At 48.7% G+C, this 22,188-nt stretch carries 22 protein-coding genes; 10 read left to right on the plus strand and 12 right to left on the minus strand.

Annotated elements, in window-relative coordinates; translation table 11 throughout:
* Positions 1 to 557 precede the first annotated feature (557 nt).
* The 9 genes from ACOJS8_RS13735 to ACOJS8_RS13775 all read right to left on the minus strand — a co-directional run bounded on the left by ACOJS8_RS13735 (position 558) and on the right by ACOJS8_RS13775 (position 10,733).
* Complete coding sequence (locus ACOJS8_RS13735; protein ID WP_420149113.1) at positions 558 to 2,216, minus strand: SulP family inorganic anion transporter; 1,659 nt, start codon at positions 2,214 to 2,216, stop codon at positions 558 to 560.
* 147 nt (positions 2,217 to 2,363) lie between these two features.
* Positions 2,364 to 2,663 carry a hypothetical protein gene (locus tag ACOJS8_RS13740; protein WP_420149114.1) on the minus strand — a complete coding sequence of 100 codons (300 nt, stop codon included), beginning with the start codon at positions 2,661 to 2,663 and terminating at the stop codon, positions 2,364 to 2,366.
* A gap of 125 nt (positions 2,664 to 2,788) precedes the next feature.
* Positions 2,789 to 4,156, minus strand: coding sequence for an ATP-binding protein (locus tag ACOJS8_RS13745; protein ID WP_420149115.1), 1,368 nt, complete (start codon positions 4,154 to 4,156; stop codon positions 2,789 to 2,791).
* Between the two features lie 3 nt (positions 4,157 to 4,159).
* On the minus strand, positions 4,160 to 4,843 hold the full coding sequence (locus ACOJS8_RS13750) for a response regulator transcription factor (protein WP_420149116.1): 684 nt from the start codon (positions 4,841 to 4,843) through the stop codon (positions 4,160 to 4,162).
* 137 nt (positions 4,844 to 4,980) lie between these two features.
* Complete coding sequence (locus ACOJS8_RS13755) at positions 4,981 to 6,189, minus strand: sialidase family protein (protein WP_420149117.1); 1,209 nt, start codon at positions 6,187 to 6,189, stop codon at positions 4,981 to 4,983.
* A gap of 2 nt (positions 6,190 to 6,191) precedes the next feature.
* The gene (locus tag ACOJS8_RS13760; protein ID WP_420149134.1) at positions 6,192 to 8,513 is read right to left on the minus strand and encodes a TonB-dependent receptor; all 2,322 of its coding nucleotides are present in this window, start codon (positions 8,511 to 8,513) and stop codon (positions 6,192 to 6,194) included.
* Between the two features lie 114 nt (positions 8,514 to 8,627).
* A complete protein-coding gene (locus ACOJS8_RS13765; protein ID WP_420149118.1) occupies positions 8,628 to 9,005 on the minus strand; it encodes a hypothetical protein in 378 nt (125 codons plus the stop codon).
* A 250-nt stretch (positions 9,006 to 9,255) separates the two neighbouring features.
* Positions 9,256 to 10,182 (minus strand): NAD(P)/FAD-dependent oxidoreductase, encoded by a 927-nt coding sequence (locus ACOJS8_RS13770; RefSeq protein WP_420149119.1) that lies wholly within the window; start codon positions 10,180 to 10,182, stop codon positions 9,256 to 9,258.
* 302 nt (positions 10,183 to 10,484) lie between these two features.
* Positions 10,485 to 10,733 (minus strand): cysteine-rich CWC family protein, encoded by a 249-nt coding sequence (locus ACOJS8_RS13775; RefSeq protein ID WP_420149120.1) that lies wholly within the window; start codon positions 10,731 to 10,733, stop codon positions 10,485 to 10,487.
* A 332-nt stretch (positions 10,734 to 11,065) separates the two neighbouring features.
* On the opposite strand from ACOJS8_RS13775, the gene ACOJS8_RS13780 reads away from it, so the two are divergent.
* The 3 genes from ACOJS8_RS13780 (at position 11,066) to ACOJS8_RS13790 (ending at position 14,604) form a co-directional block, all read left to right on the plus strand.
* Positions 11,066 to 11,395: a DUF6660 family protein gene (locus tag ACOJS8_RS13780; protein WP_420149121.1), complete on the plus strand. Its 330-nt coding sequence runs from the start codon at positions 11,066 to 11,068 to the stop codon at positions 11,393 to 11,395.
* 72 nt (positions 11,396 to 11,467) lie between these two features.
* Positions 11,468 to 13,666: a TonB-dependent receptor gene (locus ACOJS8_RS13785; protein ID WP_420149122.1), complete on the plus strand. Its 2,199-nt coding sequence runs from the start codon at positions 11,468 to 11,470 to the stop codon at positions 13,664 to 13,666.
* A 2-nt stretch (positions 13,667 to 13,668) separates the two neighbouring features.
* The gene (locus ACOJS8_RS13790; protein ID WP_420149123.1) at positions 13,669 to 14,604 is read left to right on the plus strand and encodes a cation diffusion facilitator family transporter; all 936 of its coding nucleotides are present in this window, start codon (positions 13,669 to 13,671) and stop codon (positions 14,602 to 14,604) included.
* Between the two features lie 105 nt (positions 14,605 to 14,709).
* Here the strand turns inward: ACOJS8_RS13790 and ACOJS8_RS13795 are convergent, their stop codons facing one another.
* Both ACOJS8_RS13795 and ACOJS8_RS13800 read right to left on the minus strand, forming a co-directional pair.
* Complete coding sequence (locus ACOJS8_RS13795) at positions 14,710 to 15,441, minus strand: DsbA family oxidoreductase (protein ID WP_420149124.1); 732 nt, start codon at positions 15,439 to 15,441, stop codon at positions 14,710 to 14,712.
* 11 nt (positions 15,442 to 15,452) lie between these two features.
* Entirely contained in the window at positions 15,453 to 15,845 is a 393-nt protein-coding gene (locus ACOJS8_RS13800; protein ID WP_420149125.1) for a DoxX family protein, read from the minus strand.
* A gap of 125 nt (positions 15,846 to 15,970) precedes the next feature.
* Here ACOJS8_RS13800 and ACOJS8_RS13805 point away from each other — a divergent pair, with 125 nt between their 5' ends.
* The 4 genes from ACOJS8_RS13805 to ACOJS8_RS13820 all read left to right on the plus strand — a co-directional run bounded on the left by ACOJS8_RS13805 (position 15,971) and on the right by ACOJS8_RS13820 (position 19,733).
* Positions 15,971 to 16,354, plus strand: coding sequence for a winged helix-turn-helix transcriptional regulator (locus ACOJS8_RS13805; RefSeq protein WP_420149126.1), 384 nt, complete (start codon positions 15,971 to 15,973; stop codon positions 16,352 to 16,354).
* 203 nt (positions 16,355 to 16,557) lie between these two features.
* Positions 16,558 to 17,271 carry a gluconate 2-dehydrogenase subunit 3 family protein gene (locus ACOJS8_RS13810; RefSeq protein WP_420149127.1) on the plus strand — a complete coding sequence of 238 codons (714 nt, stop codon included), beginning with the start codon at positions 16,558 to 16,560 and terminating at the stop codon, positions 17,269 to 17,271.
* A 125-nt stretch (positions 17,272 to 17,396) separates the two neighbouring features.
* Positions 17,397 to 19,115, plus strand: coding sequence for a GMC oxidoreductase (locus tag ACOJS8_RS13815; protein ID WP_420149128.1), 1,719 nt, complete (start codon positions 17,397 to 17,399; stop codon positions 19,113 to 19,115).
* 234 nt (positions 19,116 to 19,349) lie between these two features.
* Positions 19,350 to 19,733: a hypothetical protein gene (locus tag ACOJS8_RS13820; RefSeq protein WP_420149129.1), complete on the plus strand. Its 384-nt coding sequence runs from the start codon at positions 19,350 to 19,352 to the stop codon at positions 19,731 to 19,733.
* Between the two features lie 164 nt (positions 19,734 to 19,897).
* Here the strand turns inward: ACOJS8_RS13820 and ACOJS8_RS13825 are convergent, their stop codons facing one another.
* A complete protein-coding gene (locus tag ACOJS8_RS13825; RefSeq protein WP_420149130.1) occupies positions 19,898 to 20,353 on the minus strand; it encodes a hypothetical protein in 456 nt (151 codons plus the stop codon).
* An 85-nt stretch (positions 20,354 to 20,438) separates the two neighbouring features.
* On the opposite strand from ACOJS8_RS13825, the gene ACOJS8_RS13830 reads away from it, so the two are divergent.
* From ACOJS8_RS13830 to ACOJS8_RS13840, 3 genes are all read left to right on the plus strand, one after another.
* On the plus strand, positions 20,439 to 20,948 hold the full coding sequence (locus tag ACOJS8_RS13830) for a GNAT family N-acetyltransferase (RefSeq protein ID WP_420149131.1): 510 nt from the start codon (positions 20,439 to 20,441) through the stop codon (positions 20,946 to 20,948).
* A 47-nt stretch (positions 20,949 to 20,995) separates the two neighbouring features.
* On the plus strand, positions 20,996 to 21,520 hold the full coding sequence (locus ACOJS8_RS13835) for a YdeI/OmpD-associated family protein (RefSeq protein ID WP_420149132.1): 525 nt from the start codon (positions 20,996 to 20,998) through the stop codon (positions 21,518 to 21,520).
* A 62-nt stretch (positions 21,521 to 21,582) separates the two neighbouring features.
* On the plus strand, positions 21,583 to 22,188 hold a 606-nt coding region (locus tag ACOJS8_RS13840), incomplete at its 3' end, for an SDR family oxidoreductase (RefSeq protein WP_420149133.1).

Consider the following 22,188-nt stretch of genomic DNA (forward strand, 5'->3'; position numbering starts at 1 on the left):
CAACCCATACAGTAGGAGTGGTCTGTGCCATATAACCAGCAGAAAAATAGAAAGCCATGACGAGCTCGCTTTTAGAAGGATACGTAAATCGCTAAGCTTACTCACCGACTGACTACGGCGTATCGAATTGGGGAGCGAGCAACGCGTAACCGTAAAACGACTGATAACAGGAAGCTCCCCAGCTTCATCAAAAAACAGGCTTATGTATAGGTGTGTGTTAGAGGCAGAATCAAATATACTAATTTATCAATGCCCTGATCAACTATTTTTTAGACAATTAATAATGATTTAACTTCTACTTAAGACTCTTATAAGTTAACTGAAAAATGAAAGCGTAAATTTATTTATGTTCATTTTTTTAATTTTCCAATAAAATTATTACCCCTTAAAAAATCCGCTGTACGTTCCTGCGATCGACCGTTAGGCAGATTCATGTTTCATTACGTAGTGATTACATAACACAAATCCCGCACATCGGATATTGGTCTTCGACGTACGGGATTTGTGATTCTTCCAGCTCCTGACTAAAGGGCAGACGTTACGTTCAGGTAGTACCCTTACAAAGACGTAGTATTCACCTGAGGCTTTGAGCGGAGCCTTGCCCCGTTACGTCGATGGATATTGAATAACTCTTTTGAGGTATAGATCGGCGACTGATCGGTTGCCAGACTCGGCAGAAAAATAAGCTGAATGTTACGTTGCCGGGCTGCGATACCAAAATTCTGAATGGTCACAATCACATCGCTGTCAATGTAGGACGACTGTGTTCCGTCAATTTCTACGATAGCATTGTCGGGAATACTTTTGAGGAGTTTAACCAGCTTGGCTTTGCTTAAAAACGATACGTGATCGCCCAAACTCACATGAATCCGCTTGATATCACTGACCCACTCCGTCTGAACGCGATGCGTATTCTGGTAGTGAGCGCGCAGGATAAAAAAGATGCCCGTTACCATGCCGATACCGATACCGGTAAGCAGGTCGGTCAGCAGAATCGCCAGGATAGTCACTACAAAGGGGATGAAACGGGCTGTACCCTCCGCGAAAATCGCTTTGAATACCTCAATCCGCGCCAGTTTATACCCCGTCACAAACAGAATAGCCGCCAGACTAGCCCAGGGAATTTTGTTTAACAAAGTCGGCAGGGTCACTACGCAGACCAGCAGCAACGTACCGTGTATCAGAGCAGCCAGCTTGGTACGTGCCCCCGCGTTAATACTCACCGAACTTCTTACAATAACCGACGTCAGCGGAATACCACCTATCATGCCACTGACCAGATTGCCGATGCCTTGTGCTTTTAACTCATGATTGGCAGGCGTTTTACGTTTGAGCGGGTCCAGCTCGTCCGATGCTTCTATGGCCAGAAGGGCTTCCAGACTGGCTACGAGCGCAATTGCCACCGCCGACGTATAAACCAGCGGATTACTCCACTGAGAAAAATCGGGTAGCGTAAACAACTGAAAAAAAGCGGCTGCACTCTCAGGTACCGGTAATTGCACCAAGTGATTTCCGCGTAAGGCCCACTGTGGAAAAGCCAGACGAACGAGTTCATTGATACTAATGCCCAGAACAACAACAACCAGTGCAGCGGGTACATTTTGAGCAAAAGCCCGTTGCCGGAAGGAAGGTCGTTCCCACAGATAGAAAACCGCAAATGACGTCAGCGCAATCAGAATGGCAACTCCACTGAACTGCCCAAGCGCCATACGGAGCTGCTCAATGATATTGAAACCACCCGGCTGAAATAAAGCAAATCCTTCGGCTGCATCGGCGTCGTAGCCTACCAAATGCGGCAGTTGTTTGATAATCAGAATAATACCAATACCAGCCAGCATTCCCTTGATAACCGACGATGGAAAAAAATTGCTAACCATACCTGCCCGAGCAAAGCCCAGGCCGACCTGAATTAATCCGGCAATACATGTAGCCAGCAGAAAGGCAGGGAACGATCCCAACGATTGTATGGCACTCAACGTAACAACGATCAGACCCGCTTCCGGCCCCGATATACTCACGGCCGAACGGCTAACAAGTCCGACGACCAGCCCACCGACAATTCCGGCAATAATACCGGCAAAAAGTGGCGCTCCTGACGCCAGGGCAATACCCAGACATAAAGGAACAGCCACCAAAAATGAGATTGCCCCACCCCGGATATCGCCCTGAAGGTTGGTCAGATCTATCGATTGCAAAACGGTTGACTTCGTATTCATGTCAGTTTCTGGTTGTATGAGAATGTCTTGTGCCTACGCCAGCAGGTTGTGGATCACTTACGAATGATGCGTCAAATCGATCATACCACAACCTAACTGGGCAGGACTTTTCTTCAGTGAGAACATTGAGTAAATCAGATTACAACTTCATAGCTCTCTCGTCACTAACGGTTTTACAGACTTGGCCGACTGATTAACTGACACTTTCTCCGTAGATCCAGATTCTATTTTCTGAAGGCGATGCTCCAGTTCAAGAGCCGCTCTGTGCAATGAATCAGCTCGCTGGCTCTCAGCTTCAAACTGCGTGCGATAGTATTTCTTATCCAGGCGCGTCTGCCGATTGTCGAAGTATAGATTGAATGCAATACAGCCAAAAATCAACCCCCAAACGGTTATCCAGTTGACCAGTTTATTGCCATTCCTACTCTTGTTCGCTTTGTTGTTCATGATTCAAAATGGTTTAGAATCCACTCAGAAATCCACACAACAAAGTTCTTTTAATTAATTACACCTTTAATTAAGGGCTGGTTAGAAGGCAGTGAGAATCCAATTAGAGGCTGATTAGAATTCGATTAGAATTTTTTAGGCAGACGAACCACGAACGTAGTGCCCTCATCAAGCTGGGAAGCTACCTGAATCTGCCCCCGATGAAGCTGAATGATTCGGTAGGTTAACGGCAGCCCTACACCGTGGCCGTGAATACGTTTTACGTTCTGCGCCCGAAAGAAAGGTTCGTAAATATTTTTGATGTCCTCTTCTGCAATGCCAACTCCTTCGTCTTTAAAGGCAATTGTTACCCATTGTGCGTTGGCATCCAGTACAACATCAACTCGTTTTTTCTCAGAAAACTTACAGCCATTTTCCATCAGATTGAAAAATGCCGAGTACAACAGCGATTTATTACCCTCAATGGTCAGCGAAGGCTGAATCTTCTCGATTTCTCCATCAAACGAGAAAACAACGGCGTAGTCAGGTTGTCGATTCATGAGCATCTGGGCCGCCTGATAAATCACCTCGTCGATTGCCACTTCACTGAATTTTAAAGGCGTCGCTTCCAGACTTACCAAGGTTAGGTTCAGTAAGTTATTCGTCAGCTTGTTCATGCGCTGGATCACCTCCAGCGCTGCCTTCCATTTAGCTTCGTGCTCCTCAACCGTACGACGTTTGAGCAAGGTCACTTCAATCTGCCCCGTAATGATCGTCAGCGGAGTACGTAGCTCGTGCGAGGCATTGGCCACAAAGTTTCGCTGTACCTCAAACCCTTCCTGTACCCGGTCGAGCATCAGATTGAACGTATGCGCCAGCTGTGCTATTTCGTCCTGGTCATTACCCGCCGTTACGCGTTGATTCAAATTGGAAGCGGTAATCTGATCAACCTGCCGGACAACGTCGGAAATAGGCTGTAATGAACGTCCGGCATACGCCCAGCCAACCGCGCCCACTAACGCCAGACTGCAAACCAGTCCAACAACCATGATCGTACCTAAATGGCCAATTTCCTCGATTCCATACTGATCGTAAGCCGATGCGATCAGTACGTATTCCTTCTTATTGTACGGGTAGACAAACCCAATGACTTCAGCATTTTTCTGGCGAAAAAACACTTCCTTTTTTTTACGGATCGAGGCCAGTACGTCTGACTTTACGATCGAACTGTCGCGCGTTGCATACACCATCCGATTCTGCTGATCGTATACATTGATCTGTTCTTCGGGAAGAGCCGTCAGGTTGTTTCGTTCAATTATTTTGAACAGACGGGCGTTTATCTCGTCTTCCTCCAGCAGCAATCGGGCTGTGTTTTTTGCTTTGTCACTGAGCCGCAGATAAAAATCCCGTTGCCGGAAATACTCGGCGGTAGCATATACGACCATCGAAAAAAGCAGCAAAATAGCCGCAACCACCCCTACGAATGTGAAGGAAAGACGAGTACGTATTTTCATGGGTCAGTCGTCGGTAGCCTGCATGATGTAGCCGATGCCGCTAATCGTATGAATCAGCTTCCGGGGGAAATCCCTGTCGATTTTTTTACGCAGGTAGTTCACGTACACGTCCACTACGTTGGTACCGGTATCAAAATTCAGGTCCCAGACCTGCTCAATGATTTCGTTACGTGTAAGCGCCCGATTCTGATTCTTCATGAAAAACTCAAGCAACGTCAGCTCACGGGCCGTCAAAGGAATTTTCTGATTACCGCGTTTTACAGCTTTACTCTGTTGATTGTATTCCAGATCCGCAATTTTCAACACGGTTACTTCGGTCGGCACACTGGCGTTACGTCGGTTGAGCGCCCGTAATCGGACCACCAGTTCCCGAAACTCGAAGGGCTTCACCAGATAATCGTCGGCCCCGGCCTCAAATCCATCAACTTTATTATCCGTACTCCCGAAAGCCGTCAGCATGAGAATCGGGAGGGTGGCAAATTTATGGCGAATCATGCGACACAGATCGAACCCATTAATTACAGGCAGATTCACGTCCAGAATTACAACATCATATTCCTTCTCAGCCAGTCGCTGCTGTGCCTCCATCGCATTGCCTGCCGTGTCGGCCTCGAAGTCATATTCCTCCAAACCACTTTTTATCAGCCCGGCAACCTCCCATTCATCTTCAACAATCAAAACGCGCATAGTGTCTTCTGGCAGTGGCTTATGGCTACGAAGTTAGAGAAGCTTCCTTACAATAACGTTAATCGAATTTTAATCTTTCCCTAAACCGGACGTTGATTCATATTGTTGGTTCTGAAAGATTTTTCAGGCATTACGTCTTACAAATCCTTCAACTGCTGCACAACGATCACGGTGGGTTCATTATCCTTTGTTTGTTCGTAAGCGACCAGCGTTCCCGTAGCCGTCATCAACGCAGCCGGGTACGTAGCGCCAACCGATTCAGGAGTCAGGTACTTCGTCGGACTGATTGTTTCTTCAGAAACGGTACGTATCCCGATTCGCTGCACAAAGGAACCCATCTCGCCGGAACCATCCCGAGAGATCGACTCGTCCCAAACCCAGACTAATTTCTTTCCATCGGAGGCTACCTGCGGATGTTTCGCGCGGCTCGTTAACACACTGGATAACAGCTTATCAGATCCCAAACGGGCCAGCCGCAGCCCAGCCGCATTTTCCTTTCCTGAAAACCAGGTCATCATTACGTTGTTGCCTACCTGTGCCACTACCGGCCCCGCATGCGGACAGGCATTTACCTGCCAGTGATCAGCCACAACAACCTGTGGTTTGCTGAATGTTTTACCCCCGTCGTTCGACACCACCGTACTGATATCACGGGAAGCGACTTCGCCAGCTTTGCCTGGCAATAAATCACGATACGTCAGGTGAATACGTTTCTGAGAATCCACAAATACATTCGTACGGCAACACTGGCACGCATTGTCATCGACCCGAACAGCCGCACCGAAACCCTTTCCTTTGGTTGTCTGCGCAAACACAACCGGACGCCCTTCCTGATTGGGGAGTTTTTCGTCAAGCCAGACAACACCAATTTCACCATTCGGTAATCGCGTAATATCGCTGAACGAATGACTTTTACCCGGCAATGCATCCTGATGAACGGGTCTGGGTTCCTGCCAGGTTTTTCCGTTATCCGCCGACATTGTGTACAGTAAATCTCCGGCAAAGCGTGAGGCAGCAGTTGGGCGGGGGACTTCGAAAACGGCCAGTAACGTACCATCAGCTTTCATGGCAACTTTAGGCATGCCTTCTGCATGAGCCGAGATGGTCGTCGGGGCTTTTACCTGAATTTTCTCGCCAAACGTTTGCCCCCCATCTTTCGACAAGGCAAAGTAGAAAGCTACGTTTTCGCCATTTTTTTCAACCCAGCTAAGCAACGGATTTCCAGCCGCATCGGTCGTCAGACGTGGAACAGCGCCAGCAAATTGAGGATTGGACACTGTGGTTTCGGTGGCAGGCAGCAGCGCCAGCATCCAACCGAGGATAGGAAATAGAAAGGAGTAGGTCATAATCATTTGCCAGAAAAAGTATACTGAATACCAAACACAAATGTGCGTGGAGCTGCCGGAGTGTAGGTGGTTCTGTCTGTGGCATTGTTGCCGCGAGTAGCGTTCGTCGCGAATAACGCGTTCGTTACGTTCAGCACGTTGGTAAATACCTCAATACCTTTCCACTGATAGCCTGCGCGAACGTTTGCTAAATCATACCCATCATACCGTACCGTATTGATCTGATTCTGAGACCAGCCAGATACGTGCTGCCATTCTACCGAGGTCCGGAAGTTTTTAAACCAGGCTGGATAATAGCTGATTTCGGTGTTCCAGAGCAGGCGGGGGGCCGAGGGCATATCGTTACCGTTCACGTTCTGCACGACATCGGAAGCGCGTTTACTTAGCGTAAACTCGACAAATCGGTGTATCGCATACGTACCACCAAAACGGAAAAATACCTGCTTCGACGGCCGATACGTAACGCCCAGTTCAATACCCCGGTGCAGCGTTCGTCCTGCCGATTGATAATCGAACGAGTTATCTGGCAGACGAATATTGAGCAATTCGTTTGTTCCGTTCATCTGGTAAATGGCCCCGTCAACGTAGATTTTGTTACGTAGCAGCGACGCCCAACCGCCAATTTCCAGGTTATCAAATTTGGCCGGTTGCAGATTGTAATAGAATAAATCGCCGGTCAGCGTCGGCGTAGTCCGTTTCAGAAAAATCGATGTCAGGGCTGGTGGCGAGAACCCTCTTGCATAGTTCATGTACAGACCTTTACCATTTCCCAGATCATACGTAGCACCCACTTTGGGCGTCAGTTGGCTGTATACTTTATCGCCGGAACTCTTGTCCAGTGAATTGGTATAATCGAACGCCATTCGGTCGTAGCGCAGGCCCGCCGAAACTCTCAGTTTACGTAGCGGCTCAAAATCGTATTGCAAATAAGTCGCTACGTTATGAATATCAGCCTGATAGTTAGCCAACTGAATATCAGGGCGTTCTCGCAGTTGGGTGTATTTCAGAACCGATCGTTTATCGGCACGCAGTTCGGCTGCCAACTCAGTCTGATAAGCGTAATACGTATTAGGCGATAGGTCGAGCGTAGCGCCAGCGATGAGTTTGCTGTTCAGGAAATTCAGCCGTTGCGTGTGTTGGGCAATGAAGCCATAACTCCTGAAATCATTACTGTTGATCTGTCCTGTAGCAGTCGTGGAGCCGCTTGTCCATCGAATCGAATACGTCGGATTCTGCCCGATGCTGTTATTTCGGATGAAGCCTGTAATAAACGATTGCGAACCGTTTTTCCAGTCGTGTTCGAGCGTCAGGCGGGAACGTAACGAAAACACATTCCGGTACGTAAAATCGGTGGTGCTAACGTATTGTCGGGCGAAAAAAGCCGTACTGTCAACGTTGCCGCTGGTTTGCGAGTTGTAGTTGTTGTAGGAAAACGTTCCGGTCAGGCGCGTTCGGGACGTAACAGCGTACTCAAGTCGGGCAAAGTACGACGATTTGTCGTAATCTGAACTTGTTAGCCACGAATCCCGCTGCCGCGACACGAACCCGCCCAGGTAAATACCAAATTTGCCCTGCCGGGCTCCTGCCCCAAATTGCAGGCGCTGATACCCCCACTGGTCAGCCTGAATCCCCACGCGAACTGTTGGCACAGCCGTTGGTCGCTGCGTAATAAAATTAACGGCGCCCCCTACCGCTTCGGGTCCATAAATCGACGATACGGGGCCTTTCACCACTTCGATGGAACTGACCGTGAACTGGTTCATTTCGAGCAACGCATTATGATTGAACACGCCCATCGGCCGAACCGGAACGCCATCTTCCAGATACAGAAAATACGCGTTTGTGGTCATCGGCTGCCGAATGGCCATCATGTGCTGCTCATTTCCCAGATTCACCATCAGCACTCCCGGCGTTTTGTTAATCACCTCATAAATACCCGTCGGCTTTGTTTCTTCAATCAGCCTGGGCGAAAGCTTAGAGATCGCCACGGGTGTTTCGGTACGTAGTGCAGCTTCGCGGTTGCCCGTCACAACCACCGTTTGCAAATCTTCCACCGCTGCTTCAAGAGCAATACGTAGCGGTTTTCCCGACGTTACGTCGACTTCAAGACGCCGATAGCCGATGGCCGACACAAAAACGGTAGTGGAGGTAGGTGCTATGGAGAACCGTCCGTTTGCATCCGTAATTGTACCCGATTTCCCATCCGTTGCGGATACGGTGACGCCCGGAAGCGGTTCTTTGGTCTGGGCATCAAAAACAAGCCCTTGTATTGTATTTTGCGCATAGGCATAGCCTACAGCAATAACCCATAACCAACTGGCCATGAGAACTTTATAAATATTCACAGAAGATTTAGTTTAGATTAAAAAGCGGAAAGAAATCAGCCACACATCGTCAGTTGGCGAGTGCAGACTTATCATATTCAGCAACGTATCAATCTAAACCTGAGGTGGACGTAGCAAGTCCAGTAAGGGAGACGTATAAGAAGGCAAGCAATAATCGGATGTGATCGATGAGGTCACTTCAACCCCACTCAGTTTGAACTCAAACCGCTGGGCAACCTCACAGAATAGCTGCAAAATGGGGGTATTCTGCACCCGTTCCGTTGTTTCCTTATCCTGCTTGTCCTGTTGTGCTTTTAATTGTTTTGCCAGATAACACTGTCCATCGCAGTGCAGCTGAGGTTTATCACGATTCTGGCAAAGCACCCGAGCGATGTACTCTTTATTAGCATGATAATAGGCAATCGTTCCCCATTGGCTGACCGTTGGCAGCAACGTAGCAAAAAGCAGGAGGAAGATTAGCGCATTTTTCATGACAGGGCAAAGGTATGTCAAGATTGTGCTGAGTTGTTCATACCAGCTATTATTTACTTTTTTCACGACACCAGACTTTCCCGCAGATCACTTCTATGTTCGCTTATCTCAATCGATGCCTATGTTGACTCTACCCGGTCGATTCTCAAGTCCACTACGTATTTTACTTACGAATACCCTTGCGATAAAACAACCCACTAGCTGATTGAGAGCCATAATAAACACAGCAAGCCATGAATCGGGCCAGAGGCTACTGCAGTACGTTCTGAAACTCCTCTTCAATCATGTCCTTGTTGATCACGACAGCCGTCCGAAGGCCATTGGTTCCGGCAACCATTACCTGACGCATCATTGTGTGCGTATCACCAGCGGCAAACACTCCCGGTACGCTAGTTCGTCCCCACTCATCAATTTGCACAAGCCCTATGTCATTGTGCAGACACCCTAGTTGCTCGGCAATTGGCGAGGCCTGACTCAACAGAGATCGGGCAAACAAAGCGTCCAGCGAATAATCCGTTTGATCCGCAAGTACCAGGCCACTCAACTGCCCGTTCTGGTGTGTAATGGCCGAAATTGGCGTTTCTACAATAGTAATCTGGTGTTGTGTCAACGCCTTTGTCTGCTCCGCCGATAACGTAGATGGCCCGTTTGTAAACAAGGTTAAGTTTGGGCTCCAGTGATGGATTAGTCTACCAAATTCAAAACCATCATCGCCGTTTGCGAGTACGCCTAACGTCTGTCCATGCACCTCATAGCCATGACAATACGGACAATGCAACACGGATATGCCCCAGCATTCCGCAAAACCCGGAATGGCCGGAAACTGATCTTTTAAACCCGTTGCCAGCAGAAGCCGGCTGGCCGAATACGTAGCGCCCGAATCGGTTGTTACCACAAATGTTTGAGAATCCTGAGCGGATGACGTAACTGTAGCCTCAATAAGTTGTACAGTCGGATAAGCCAGTGCCTGCTGGCGGGCAATAGCACTCAATTCGGCGGGTGTTGCCCCATCGCGCGTCAGGAAACTGTGCGAATGTGGTGTTTGACGGTTAGCAGGTTTACCATTGTCAAGCACCAGCACCCGACGTAGCGATCGACCCAGTACCATAGCCGCGCTTAGACCGGCGTAACTACCCCCTATGATGATGACGTCATAATTTGACGAGTAAAGCGACATAGAACAGATTTGATCATTCAATAAGCCAAACTAGCTTATCAGGTGACAAATCTACGACATTTTTCTTTTTGCAACTATGTTGCAAAAAGAAAAATACAATCTGTTTGCACGTAGTAATAAGGCATTAAAGTTTTTCGGCTGGTTCGCTTCGTTCAAGAATACGAATGGGCTTTTTGTCTTCATTCAGCGCCACGAACGTAAACGACCCATGAATAGCCTAATGCCGTTCCATCGAATACATTGCTTCAACGTAAATCTCGACAGCAATGCGGATGCTCCGAGCGGCTAGCTCCGGCGTTTCGTTAATGGCCATGCAGTAGTTTGGTTAATACGTTCTGATGTGTCTGATGATTGTATTCGGTGCGGAGTTCCCGCAAACAGTTGGCACATAAACAGCCCTGATACAGCGAATTGACGTACTGCCGCTGCGCTTCGGTCAACGTAACGGCCTGACACTGACACAGGTTGATACTTCCTACCCGACATTCAAATCGCCGCTGACAACGCGGACAAGCCGTATGCTCATGTTTACCGATACAATCCGTTTTCATCGTAAAAAAATAGAGGATCAATGATGAAGCAATTTAGGAACTACTTCAGGCGAAAAATGCCGTTGTGTAACGAATTTACCTTTAAAGTCGTCCGCGACCTAGGCCTAGCGTATACGTAGCGCCACCTTTCCAGTTTCCAACGAAATAAGCTCGTTTCTACAATTGTGCTTTGCATTCAGCCGAAAAGCCGGGACCTGCGCCTTTCAGAATCAGACAATGGCAACACGCTTTTACGGATAAAAATTTGGATAAAATCTTAAAAATCACCTCGTATAGCAACTTATTTCCTTTTTGACTACCTGTTGCATTCGGCCACTTTCTACTTTTAAATTATGAAGTGGACGATTTACATCTTTTCGTTCTGGCTGTTGCTCCTGACAGGCTTACCCTGCCCGGATGCCGACTGTCATGCGCACGAGAACGTAACAACCAGTACGTCAGCTTCTCACTCTGCCGAGCAAGACCACGAACATGGCCACAAAGCGCCATGCAGTCCGTTCTGTCATTGCACCACCTGCGTCGGTTTCTCAATTCCCCGGCTCTTTCACTACGTAGCGCCCTCTGCCACCAGCACGCGGATTGCGTCTGATCAGCTCTTTACGTATCAGTCGCCCAGCCACGCCGACGTAGCACAGGCAATCTGGCAGCCCCCTAAGTTATAAGCGTTTTTTCGTGGATTTTTTCACGGCCGATCATCCATTGGCCGGATTGTTTCCTTGTATTCTTCATACAACATGAAAAACGCTATTTTATTTTTTATACTTCTCACAACCAGCCTGGTACGTTCGGCTTCTGGTCAGGATACACTACGTATCGCTGTCCGCCATAAGCTCACGAATCAGGCCATTCCCGGTTCCACTATCCTGCTGATTGGCAGCACAACGGGCGCAGCCACCGACACAGCCGGTTATGCCCAGCTACGCTTACCATCGTCCGGACCGCACCGACTACGTATTTCAGCGGTAGGTTTTCAATCGGTTAATCAGACTGTAACAACGCCTTCCACCGATACGTTACGGATTTCGCTTCAACCTTCGGAGGAAGAACTGGAGGAGATCACTGTATCATCGACCCGAAGCGGGCGGACCGTTGCCGATGAACCAACGCGGGTTGAGGTTATTGACGAAGAAGAGCTGGACGAAAAAGCGAACATGCAACCCGCCAATATTGCTGTTATTCTGCGGGAAAGTCCGGGAATTCAGGTGCAGCAAACGTCGGTGATGTCGGCCAATGCTACGTTCCGGATTCAGGGGCTGGATGGCCGGTATACGCAGCTTTTGCAGGATGGACTACCGCTTTACAGTGGCTTTTCGAGCGGGCTGAGTATTATGCAGGTGCCGCCGTTGAATCTGAAGCAGGTGGAGGTAATCAAAGGCTGTCAGTCTACGCTATACGGCAGCGGGGCCATTGCGGGTCTGGTCAATCTGATTACGAAAGAACCAACGCGCGAACGCGAACTATCGTTTCTGATCAACGGCACTTCGGCGCTGGGCCTCGATCTGAACGGCTATTATGCCCAACGTAACGACAAATTGGGCGTTACGTTCTACGCTACGCGAAATTTACAACGGGCGTTTGACCCCAACAAGGACCAGTTTTCGGATTTACCACAGACGTATCGAACGACGTTTCAGCCAAAATTTTTCTGGTACCCAAATGAAACGACAACCCTTTCGGCAGGTATTATCTGGACGGACGAGCAACGGACCGGCGGCTATCTGCCAACCATCCGAAGCGAATCCATAACGGGCTATACAGAAGCAAACAACTCCCGCCGGTTCGCTACGCAGTTTCGGCTGGAAAAACGGTTCGCCAACGACGCGGTTCTGACCGTCAAAAACAGTTTCAGCAATTTTAAACGCGCTATCGTTTTACCGAATTATGAGTTCAACGGGATTCAGCAATCGTCGTTTTCGGAAATCAACTATTTCAAACATTACACTCAATCGGACTGGATTGTCGGATTAAATGTTTGGACTGACAACTTCCGCCAATATTTTCCGAGGTTCCCAGTTGCGTCTGTCTTCGGAATCTATGGCCAGACAATCGGGGGAGTTATTATTCAAAATACGCTTACCCTTTCGGACCGGCTCAGTCTGGAAACCGGCCTACGTAGCGACGTAGTGAGTACGCAGGTGGACGCTACGTTGGGTCACGACAAGGCTAAAGTTTTTCTGCTTCCCCGGTTTTCACTGCTGTATCGGGCGTCGGAGCATTGGACGAGTCGGTTAGGTGGTGGCCTGGGTTACAAAGCGCCCACGATTTTTACCGAAGATGCCGAACGTTTGTTATTCCAGAATGTCGATCTGCGGTCGATACGTAGTGACCAGACCGAATCGTCGATAGGACTAAACTGGGACATCAATTACAAAGTCGATCTCGGTGAACAAACTACCTTATCGGTCAATCAGTTATTCTTTTATACGCGACTGAATCGATTGACCGTATTGAGTCCCACGGGAGTTGCCCAGTTTCGTACGGCGAATGGCTACCTGAGTACGCGCGGTTTCGAAACCAATGTCCGGCTGGTTTATCATGATTTTCACGCGTTTCTGGGGTATTCGTTTATTGATACGCAACGGCATTACGATAACCTGACAGGCATGAATCCGTTAACGGCGAAACATCGGCTTTACTTTACAACGCTCTACGAAACCGACAAACTGAAAACCGGCTTCGAAGCCTTCTATTCGGGTCATCAGCAACGTACCAACGGCACCAAAACGCCCGCGTACTGGACAATGGGTTACATGATCGAGAAGAAATGGAGCTTCGGAAGCGTTTTCATCAACTTCGAGAATTTCCTCGACGTTCGGCAGTCGCGCTTCGAGCCGCTGGTTGGTGGAACACCCACAAATCCATCGTTTGTTACGGATATATATGCGCCAACGGATGGACGTATCATTAATGGCGGTATTAAGTTAAAATTATAAGTATGGCGCACGAACACGCTCATCACGACCATAGCCACGCCGGACACAGTCACGGCCCGGTTGCGTTGACCAGCATCAACCGGGCGCTGATTATCGGTGCCGTTCTGAATGCGGGTTACGTTCTTGTTGAATTTATTCTTGGATTCTACTATAACTCCCTCGCGCTCATTGCCGACGCGGGTCACAACCTGAGCGACGTAGCGAGTTTGTTACTCTCACTGTTGGCGTTCCGGCTGGCGCGGGTTCGCCAGACACCCAGTTTTACGTATGGTTATCGAAAAAGTACCGTACTGGCCTCGCTCACGAATGCCGTCATTCTGCTGATTACCATTGGCGCAATTTTGTGGGAAAGTTTTCAGCGGTTTCGTCATCCAGAACCGGTTGCGGGCGGAGCAGTCGCCTGGGTTGCTGGCGTTGGCATACTGGTCAACAGCTTATCGGCTCTGCTTTTTTACCGGAACAAAGAACACGATCTGAATGTCAAAGGCGCTTATCTGCATCTGATGGTCGATGCGCTGGTATCGCTGGGCGTAGTTGTGGCGGGAGTACTGATCAGCTATACCGGCTGGGTATGGCTCGACCCGGTGATTGGCATTGCTGTAGCGGTGGTGATTATGGGGTCAACCTGGAATTTGCTGACGGATAGTTTGCGGCTTTCGATGGATGGCGTTCCGGTAGGAATTGATCTGCCCGAAGTACTGGCTGATTTGCGAGCCGTGAAAGGCGTACAGGACGTACATCACGTACATGTATGGGCCATGAGCACGACTGAAAACGCCCTTACCGCCCATCTTGTCCTCAAAGCTGGCCTGACTGATGAACAGGTTGCGGCCCTCAAACACGACGCACGCCATCGGCTCGAACACCGCAATATCAATCACGCTACGCTGGAAACAGAAATTGTGGCCGAGGACGATTGCGAAGCCGAAGCTTGTTAGTTACAACTGGAACGCAGCTCGTCATGAACTTTACGATTTCATCTGTTTAATTGTAAAGTTCATGACGAGCTGCGTTCTAGTCTCTATAAAAGACTTTTTTAAAGGTCATGCACACTCCCCATCCGGCGTGCAGGTTGGCCCTTCTACTACCTCAAGCACGGTTTCGGCCTGGGCTTGTTTCCACTCGGCAAAAGACTTGCTTAGAGCACCCAGAAATGTCTGACTCTCCTGCGCGCCCGACACGGCATATTTCCGGTTGAACACAAAGAACGGAACGCCCTGAACCCCCAACTGACGAGCTTCATAAATGTCGGTACGTACATCATCAGCATGTTGATCACTACGCAGTACCGTTTGAATTTCCTCCGCCTTTAGTCCAACCTCAGTGCCCAACTCAACCAACGTAGCGTGGTCGGCGGTGTTCTTTCCGTCGGTAAAATAAGCGGCAAACAGTTGTTCTTCGAGTTCGTTTTGCACACCATGCTGTTTAGCCAGATGCGACACCCGGTGCGCATCGAACGAATTAGCGGTTACGGCTTTGTCGAAGTGAAACGTAAGACCCGCCTGTTTCGCTACGTTCGTTACGTGGTCGGTCATCTGCTGAGCCTGTTGGACACTCATGCCTTTCCGTTCGGCCAGATATTGCTGCACGGTTTTGTCGGGAACCGTTGGCTGGTTCGGATCAAGCTGAAAACTTTTCCAGACAATCTCGATCTCGTCCTTATCTGCAAACTGGTTCAGGGCTGTTTCAAATTTCCGCTTACCGATGTAGCAGAACGGGCACATGACGTCCGACCAGATTTCAACCTGCATTTTAGTTGGGTTTATACTACGCATATACGACCTGTTTAATGAGTGGCTCCCGCCAATTGTCCATCTGCAGTCTGTAATCGATGAAAATAGCGATACGACACGGCTAGAAAAACAAATAACACGATTGGGCTGATAACCATTCCCGTCGGATCACCGCTGCTGATATGCGCAATTGCCGCCGAAATGAACGTAATGCCTACACCAGCATACGCCCATTCTTTAATCTGAGTCGGTATTGCCGGAATGGCCAGCACAAAAGCCGCTATAATTTTGGCAACGCCCAGTTCGACACGGAAATAATCAGGAAATCCCAGATGTCGGAAGCCCGCTTTAACAGCCGGATCAGTGAAATAGGCAAATCCAGCCATGCCCAAACTTAAAACAACCAGCGACGTGGCTACCCAATACACTATTTTATCGCGTTTCATAAGAAGTAATTTTTTACAGTCAGCTTTCTTGTTAACCGATGCAAACCTATCTATATTTGCTATACTGAATAAAGTACTATACAGTTGTATAGCACTATACTTTGAGATAGTAGACCTTGTCAATCATGGAAACGCAGACCGAACTTTCACCTGAAATCGACATTCACACACCGATTGATCATAGCGAATGCAGAGGCATGATTCTTCCCGTACGAGATGCGCTGGATATCCTTAATGGCAAATGGAAACTGCCCATTATTGTCGCGCTTACCTTCGGCACCAAACGATTTAGCCAGATTGCCAAAGAGATTCCGAACATCACCGATAAAATGCTGGCGAAGGAATTGAGGGAACTGGAAATGAACGAGTTGATCAAACGTACCGTCCACGATTCCTACCCCGTTGTGATTGAGTATTCGATGACGCCCTATGGACACTCACTCGAAAAAGTCATTGAAGAACTTCGGAAGTGGGGCATTCAGCACCGAAAGCGAATTTTGGGTAAATAAGCTGGTCATAGAGTAATCTATGACTGCCACGCGTGCTGCTTTGCTGGAGACGAATAGACTTCAATTCTGTGGGACTGTCTAAGTAGGATTTTTGTTTTGTGTCTTCTAACACTAACTACTTCTGTACAATCGGCTTATCTTTACAGTGGCTCATTTCATATTTCCGGAACGTAGCATTATCAACGCGTTTTACTGAATTTCTCATGAATCGTAGAGAAGCAATTCTTCAGGTAGCCCTCACGATGGGCAGCGCCTTATCAGCCCCATCCCTGGCTTCTATTGTAGAAGGATACCAGCCTCATCGGGTCAGGAGACAACCGCCCTCAACGTTCGCACTACGTCCTGACCAGCAGACGCTTCTGGATGAGATCACCGAGGTAATTCTGCCTGCCACGTCGACGCCGGGCGCGAAAGCAGCCAAAGTCGCACCGACTATTGAGTTGATCCTGAAAGATTGCTACAAATCAGCCCAGCAGGAACATTTCGTGAAAGGTCTGGACGCTGTTGAAGCAGAAAGCAAAAAAGCCTATTCTCAATCGTTTGCTACGTTATCGACAGAGCAGAAAACGGCTATTCTAAAACAGTTTGAGCAGATGGCGAAAACCGAAGCCAAACAGCATCCGAAACGTCAGGAGAAACTAGCCAAAGACCCGGAAACAACGCTGGGGGCCTTTGCCCCAGCCGGTACGGATCAGACCGAAGCCAAAATGGTGGACGCCGAAACGGGCACTGTAGTGAAAGATGCGGAGAAAAACGCTCCGCTCACTCCATTTTTCAAACTCGTTAAAGAACTGACGATTCTGGGCTATTTCAGCTCCGAAATCGGATGTACACAGGCACTGGAGTACGTAAAAATTCCCGGCAAATACGAAGGCGTTGTTAAACTAAAACCTGGCCAGAAAGCGTGGGCAACATAAAGGAGTTGTAAAGTTAAAAAGTCATAGGGTTGCGTAGTGCTTATGATCTTTCGGTCGCCGTAGCCTGTCAACTCAAGGTAAAACTTTATAACCATCCAACTCTACAACCTTACAACTCCTGGAACATGAACCTTAATCTTGACGCAAAAAAAGGAATGACCTACGACGCGATTGTCGTTGGCTCCGGTATATCAGGTGGCTGGGCAGCAAAAGAACTGACGCAGAAAGGGTTGAAAGTTCTAATGCTCGAACGCGGCCCCGACCTCAAACACGTAACGGATTACCCCACAGCTATGAAAGATCCCTGGGAATTTCCGCACCGGGGAAAAATTGAGCTTTGGGCTGCCGAAGAATATTGGGCCAATGCCCGCTCGGGCGGAAAGCCCGGCGAAGATCAGCGCCATATGTTCACTAAAGATGTGGACGTACCGTATATCGAAAAACGCCCGTACGACTGGATTCGGGGCTATCACCTGGGCGGGCGCTCGCTCATGTGGGGACGCCAGAGCTACCGGCTGAACGAACGGGATTTTACGGCCAATCTCGAAGACGGTCACGGTGCCGACTGGCCGATCCGTTACAAAGATTTAGCGCCCTGGTACTCGTACGTTGAGAAATTTGCGGGCATTTCCGGAAGTCGCGATGGACTGGCCGTTCTGCCCGATGGCGACTACGTACCGCCTATGCAGATGAATAGCATTGAGTTACTGGCTAAATCAGGCATCGAAAAGAATTTTAAAGGTCGCCATTTGACGATTGGGCGGACGGCTATTCTTTCCGTAGCGCAGAAAGTGCATACCGATGGCGGACGGGCATCGTGCCAGTTTCGGAATCTGTGTGTACGCGGATGTCCGTTTGGCGCCTATTTCAGTACGCAGTCTGCTACGTTACCAGCCGCCGTGAAAACGGGGAATCTGACCGTCATCACGGATAAAATTGCGTATCAGGTCATTTTTGATGATCAGAAGAATAAAGCTACGGGCGTTCGGGTCATCGATCAGAATACGAAACAGACGCAGGATTATCACGCCAAAATCATCTTCCTGAATGCTTCTACGCTCAATACCGCCTGGATCATGATGCAATCGACCTCAAAACGTTTTCCGAACGGATTGGGCAATGATTCGGATCAGCTGGGACGCAATCTGATGGACCATCATCTGGGCGCTGGTGCATCGGGTGAGTACGAAGGCTTGCAGGACGTGTATTACTACGGTCGGCGGGGCAATGGCATTTACATTCCCCGCTTTGCAAACTGGGGCGACGACAAGCGTAAAGATTTTGTGCGCGGCTTTGGCTATCAGGGTCGCGGGGCGCGTCGTGACTGGGCTGCCGGAGCTTCACAGGATGGCTTTGGGCCAGATTTTAAAGACAACCTCACTAAACCGGGTCGTTGGGAGTTCAGTATTGGTGGCTTTGGCGAAACCTTACCCGACGCGAACAACCGGATGCGCTTGTCCGACAAGAAAGATAAGTGGGGATTACCGATCATCGAATTTGACGCAGCCTGGGGCGAAAACAGCATTGGGATGCGTAAGGCAATGATGAACGATGCTGCCGAAATGCTCGAAGCGGCTGGCCTGAAAAACATCAAGACACGTAACGATACCGACAAAAACCCCGGCATTGGCATTCACGAAATGGGCTCTGCTCGCATGGGCCGCGACCCGAAAACGTCGGTACTCAACGCCAATAACCAGGTTTGGGGAGCTAAAAACGTATTTGTTACCGACGGTGCAGCCATGGCTTCGTCGTCCTGTGTGAACCCGTCTCTGACGTATATGGCACTCACCGCCCGTGCTGCCGACTACGCCGTTAAAGAACTCAAACGCATGAATTTATAAGTCTTCGGGGATGGCAGCTTTCCCAGGAAAATATGCTCCCTGAATGCATCTTTAAGTTTCGTACGCAATACGTAATCCATTAGGTTGCTTCCATTTCTAACTCTTCTGGACAGAGTGAGTGTCTAAACAGGTAGATTCCGGCCGACAAATTTCACCTAAGTGTAAGTTAGACTGCTAAGTTCAGCCAGATTTTGGCCAACATCAGTTACTGCGGATAAGATTTGTTAACGAAAAATGAAAAAAGAAACTAATTTATTATTGCTTTTTGGCTTATTTCAATCCTGTACATCAATAGTTGATTGTGAAAATGAGCTGATTTTTACTCAAAAAAATAGTGATAACACAAAGCATCTTTTTGTTTTTACAAGGGACTGTGGAGCTACAACGTCAAAATCGATTCACTTTTCTCTACTCAACAGAGGGGTTATCTTAGATGATTCATATGGAGGAAATATTTTTGTAGCGAACGGTAAACCTACCCTAGAAAGTTACAAAGAAGCTATTTCAACAAAATGGATTGACAAGAAAGTACTTGAAATTCAATACGATAAAAGTTTAAGAGTTTTTAAAAGAGATACCGTTTGGGGTGATGTCCAGATTAGATATCTACCCAGATAATAAAATTATAACAGGTAGCCATCTATCAGAAAGCTTTGCAGCCTAACAAAGAGGTTACGTAGTAAAATGACTCATCCTGTGCACCATCAACCTTTGGAACGTAGTACGAACAGGATGCTCTACGAAAAAGCGATACGTAGCAAATCCGGTACTCTTTAGGCTTATTATTTACGCTTTAGCCACGTATAGGCCGCAGCCGACACCAGACCACCCACCAGATACCAGCCAATAGTCATGGCTTTTGTAGCTGATGTTCGATTTGTCGGATCAGTTCCCAAGCCTAGCGGTCCTGGCAAACCTACGGCGCCAACGCCCGCAGCCAGCCCTAAAGCGCCACCTGCCAGCAAGGCATGTTTTGGTTTTGCCAAGCCAACCAGACTGTAGTACAGCGCGTTGGAAACGATATCTCCGCCCAACGTCCAGTAATAAAGTTCATCATCGGCGGGCGGTTCCAGATCCGCCTTTTTCATTGTTTTTTTGATGGCGCGTTCGCCCAGAATATCGGCGCGGGGCGCGTCGTCAATAAACTGGCGGGCGGTTTCGTGGAGAGCGGTCAGAACCGTAGCGCCAATCAGCCCACTACTTATTGATTGCAGGATTGTTTTGTTTAGATCAGCCATATACGCATAACTTGGCAGCGAGTCTAAAGTTTAATTATCTTGGCTCCTGATGATCGGCTCTGGCGATCAAAACACAACCTGATGTATGACGTTTACTTTCCGGAACGACCAGCCCGATCTGGCCATCGACATACTTAAAGAAGTTGGCCAGTGGCTTGTAAACAACGACCAGGAGCTTTGGAACCTTGATACACTCACTGCCCAGAATCTGCTGGACGAACACACGATGGGCAACCTCTACATCATGTATGCCGACCGGAACGACGGAACGGAATCCGAGCCCGCTGCGGTGTTTATTCTGCAATGGAAAGACCCGCTCTTCTGGCCCGACGTACCGGACAATACCTCCGGCTTTATTCACAAATTAGCCATCCGCCGACCGTTTGCCGGACAAAATCTGTTTGCGGCCATTCTTGACTTTGTTCGTCAGGAATGCTTGCGTCGAGGCATAACTACGCTCCAGCTCGAAACGGATGCGACGCGCCCCAAGCTTATGCAGTTCTACGAACGCTACGGTTTTCAACCAACGTATCGGAAACTGATCACTGAGTTTGGCGATACGTATCTGTGTCAGTTTTATACCATCAAGTTCTAAGCAGAAAGGATTCACGGTACGCTCCTTTCTGTTTTTTCCCTTTTCTCATGCCCTCCTTCACAACGATCCTCAAAAAATTCACCGAAAAAGGCGATAAAACCCGCTGGACGTACATTGAGATTCCAACGGAAATAACGGACGAGCTAAAACCCGGTCAACGAACAACGTATCGGGTAAAAGGTAAGCTGGACAACCATCCAATTAAACAGGTTGCGCTGCTGCCGCTGAAACGGGAAGATGGTTCCGGAACCGGATTTATCATACCCATCAATGCGACCATGCGCCGGGGAATGGGCAAAGACGAAGCCGGTGCTTCGATTCGGGTTGAATTAGAAGTCGACGATTCTCCTATTCCGATGTCGGCCGATTTACTGGAATGTCTGCAGGACGACCCAGCCGCACAGAAGCATTTCGATACGTTGTCGAAAAGCCATCAGAATTATTTTAGCAATTGGATTGAGGAAGCCAAAACACCCGTCACCAAAGATGACCGTATTACCAAATCCATTCGTGGCCTGAGTATGGGTATGAACTTCGGCGAAATGATCCGATACTTCAAAAAACAGCAATAATGCACCAAACTCTTTGCCAACTTTGTCTAATCCTCCGGGATTTATGCGGGTAGAAAACTACTATGAACGTACAAAATAAAAGTGTTATTATTTCTGGTGCATCGCGGGGTATCGGCCGTGCCACCGCCCTCCGCCTGGCCGAACATGGTGCCAACGTAGTGGTTACAGCCCGTAACGCAGACGAACTCAACCAATTAGTAAAAGAAGCCACTGAAGGGCACGTTCAAGGAAAAATTATAGCCGTACCGGGCGACGTCAGCAACGAAGCCGACATGGAAAACGTAGTGAAAACCGCTCTCGATCAGTTTCAGCGTATCGATGTCGTGATCAATAATGCCGGTTTTGGCATCTTCAAAAACGTAGATGAACTCTCCGTCAGTGAGTGGGACGACGTAATGGCCACCAACGTGAAAGGCACGTTTATTCTGACAAAAGCCGCTTTGCCAGCCATGAAGTCATTCGGTGCCGGACATATCGTTGTCGTAGCTTCCGACGTAGCAAAACGCACGTTTGCGGGTGGGTCGCTCTACACCGCCAGCAAATATGCGCAGGAAGCCTTCATGGGCGCGTTACGCAAGGAAGTTCGCCCGTTTGGTATCAAAGTGACAGGTGTGTACTCCGGCCTGGTCGATTCACATTTTCACGCTAAAGGCCACGGCCACGAAACG

The sequence above is a fragment of the Spirosoma sp. genome (genome assembly GCF_048594605.1).
Classification (GTDB): domain Bacteria; phylum Bacteroidota; class Bacteroidia; order Cytophagales; family Spirosomataceae; genus Spirosoma.

Excerpts from the sequence above, each read along its gene's own strand:
- ACOJS8_RS13780 (WP_420149121.1), top strand. The coding sequence starts at position 11,066 with ATGAAGTGGACGATTTACATCTTTTCGTTCTGGCTGTTGCTCCTGACA.
- ACOJS8_RS13750 (WP_420149116.1), bottom strand. The coding sequence starts at position 4,843 with ATGCGCGTTTTGATTGTTGAAGATGAATGGGAGGTTGCCGGGCTGATA.
- ACOJS8_RS13810 (WP_420149127.1), top strand. The coding sequence starts at position 16,558 with ATGAATCGTAGAGAAGCAATTCTTCAGGTAGCCCTCACGATGGGCAGC.
- ACOJS8_RS13775 (WP_420149120.1), bottom strand. The coding sequence starts at position 10,733 with ATGAAAACGGATTGTATCGGTAAACATGAGCATACGGCTTGTCCGCGT.
- ACOJS8_RS13820 (WP_420149129.1), top strand. The coding sequence starts at position 19,350 with ATGAAAAAAGAAACTAATTTATTATTGCTTTTTGGCTTATTTCAATCC.
- ACOJS8_RS13740 (WP_420149114.1), bottom strand. The coding sequence starts at position 2,663 with ATGAACAACAAAGCGAACAAGAGTAGGAATGGCAATAAACTGGTCAAC.
- ACOJS8_RS13745 (WP_420149115.1), bottom strand. The coding sequence starts at position 4,156 with ATGAAAATACGTACTCGTCTTTCCTTCACATTCGTAGGGGTGGTTGCG.
- ACOJS8_RS13835 (WP_420149132.1), top strand. The coding sequence starts at position 20,996 with ATGCCCTCCTTCACAACGATCCTCAAAAAATTCACCGAAAAAGGCGAT.
- ACOJS8_RS13770 (WP_420149119.1), bottom strand. The coding sequence starts at position 10,182 with ATGTCGCTTTACTCGTCAAATTATGACGTCATCATCATAGGGGGTAGT.
- ACOJS8_RS13755 (WP_420149117.1), bottom strand. The coding sequence starts at position 6,189 with ATGACCTACTCCTTTCTATTTCCTATCCTCGGTTGGATGCTGGCGCTG.
- ACOJS8_RS13765 (WP_420149118.1), bottom strand. The coding sequence starts at position 9,005 with ATGAAAAATGCGCTAATCTTCCTCCTGCTTTTTGCTACGTTGCTGCCA.
- ACOJS8_RS13825 (WP_420149130.1), bottom strand. The coding sequence starts at position 20,353 with ATGGCTGATCTAAACAAAACAATCCTGCAATCAATAAGTAGTGGGCTG.
- ACOJS8_RS13795 (WP_420149124.1), bottom strand. The coding sequence starts at position 15,441 with ATGCGTAGTATAAACCCAACTAAAATGCAGGTTGAAATCTGGTCGGAC.
- ACOJS8_RS13815 (WP_420149128.1), top strand. The coding sequence starts at position 17,397 with ATGAACCTTAATCTTGACGCAAAAAAAGGAATGACCTACGACGCGATT.
- ACOJS8_RS13760 (WP_420149134.1), bottom strand. The coding sequence starts at position 8,513 with ATGGCCAGTTGGTTATGGGTTATTGCTGTAGGCTATGCCTATGCGCAA.
- ACOJS8_RS13735 (WP_420149113.1), bottom strand. The coding sequence starts at position 2,216 with ATGAATACGAAGTCAACCGTTTTGCAATCGATAGATCTGACCAACCTT.
- ACOJS8_RS13805 (WP_420149126.1), top strand. The coding sequence starts at position 15,971 with ATGGAAACGCAGACCGAACTTTCACCTGAAATCGACATTCACACACCG.
- ACOJS8_RS13790 (WP_420149123.1), top strand. The coding sequence starts at position 13,669 with ATGGCGCACGAACACGCTCATCACGACCATAGCCACGCCGGACACAGT.
- ACOJS8_RS13830 (WP_420149131.1), top strand. The coding sequence starts at position 20,439 with ATGACGTTTACTTTCCGGAACGACCAGCCCGATCTGGCCATCGACATA.
- ACOJS8_RS13800 (WP_420149125.1), bottom strand. The coding sequence starts at position 15,845 with ATGAAACGCGATAAAATAGTGTATTGGGTAGCCACGTCGCTGGTTGTT.
- ACOJS8_RS13785 (WP_420149122.1), top strand. The coding sequence starts at position 11,468 with ATGAAAAACGCTATTTTATTTTTTATACTTCTCACAACCAGCCTGGTA.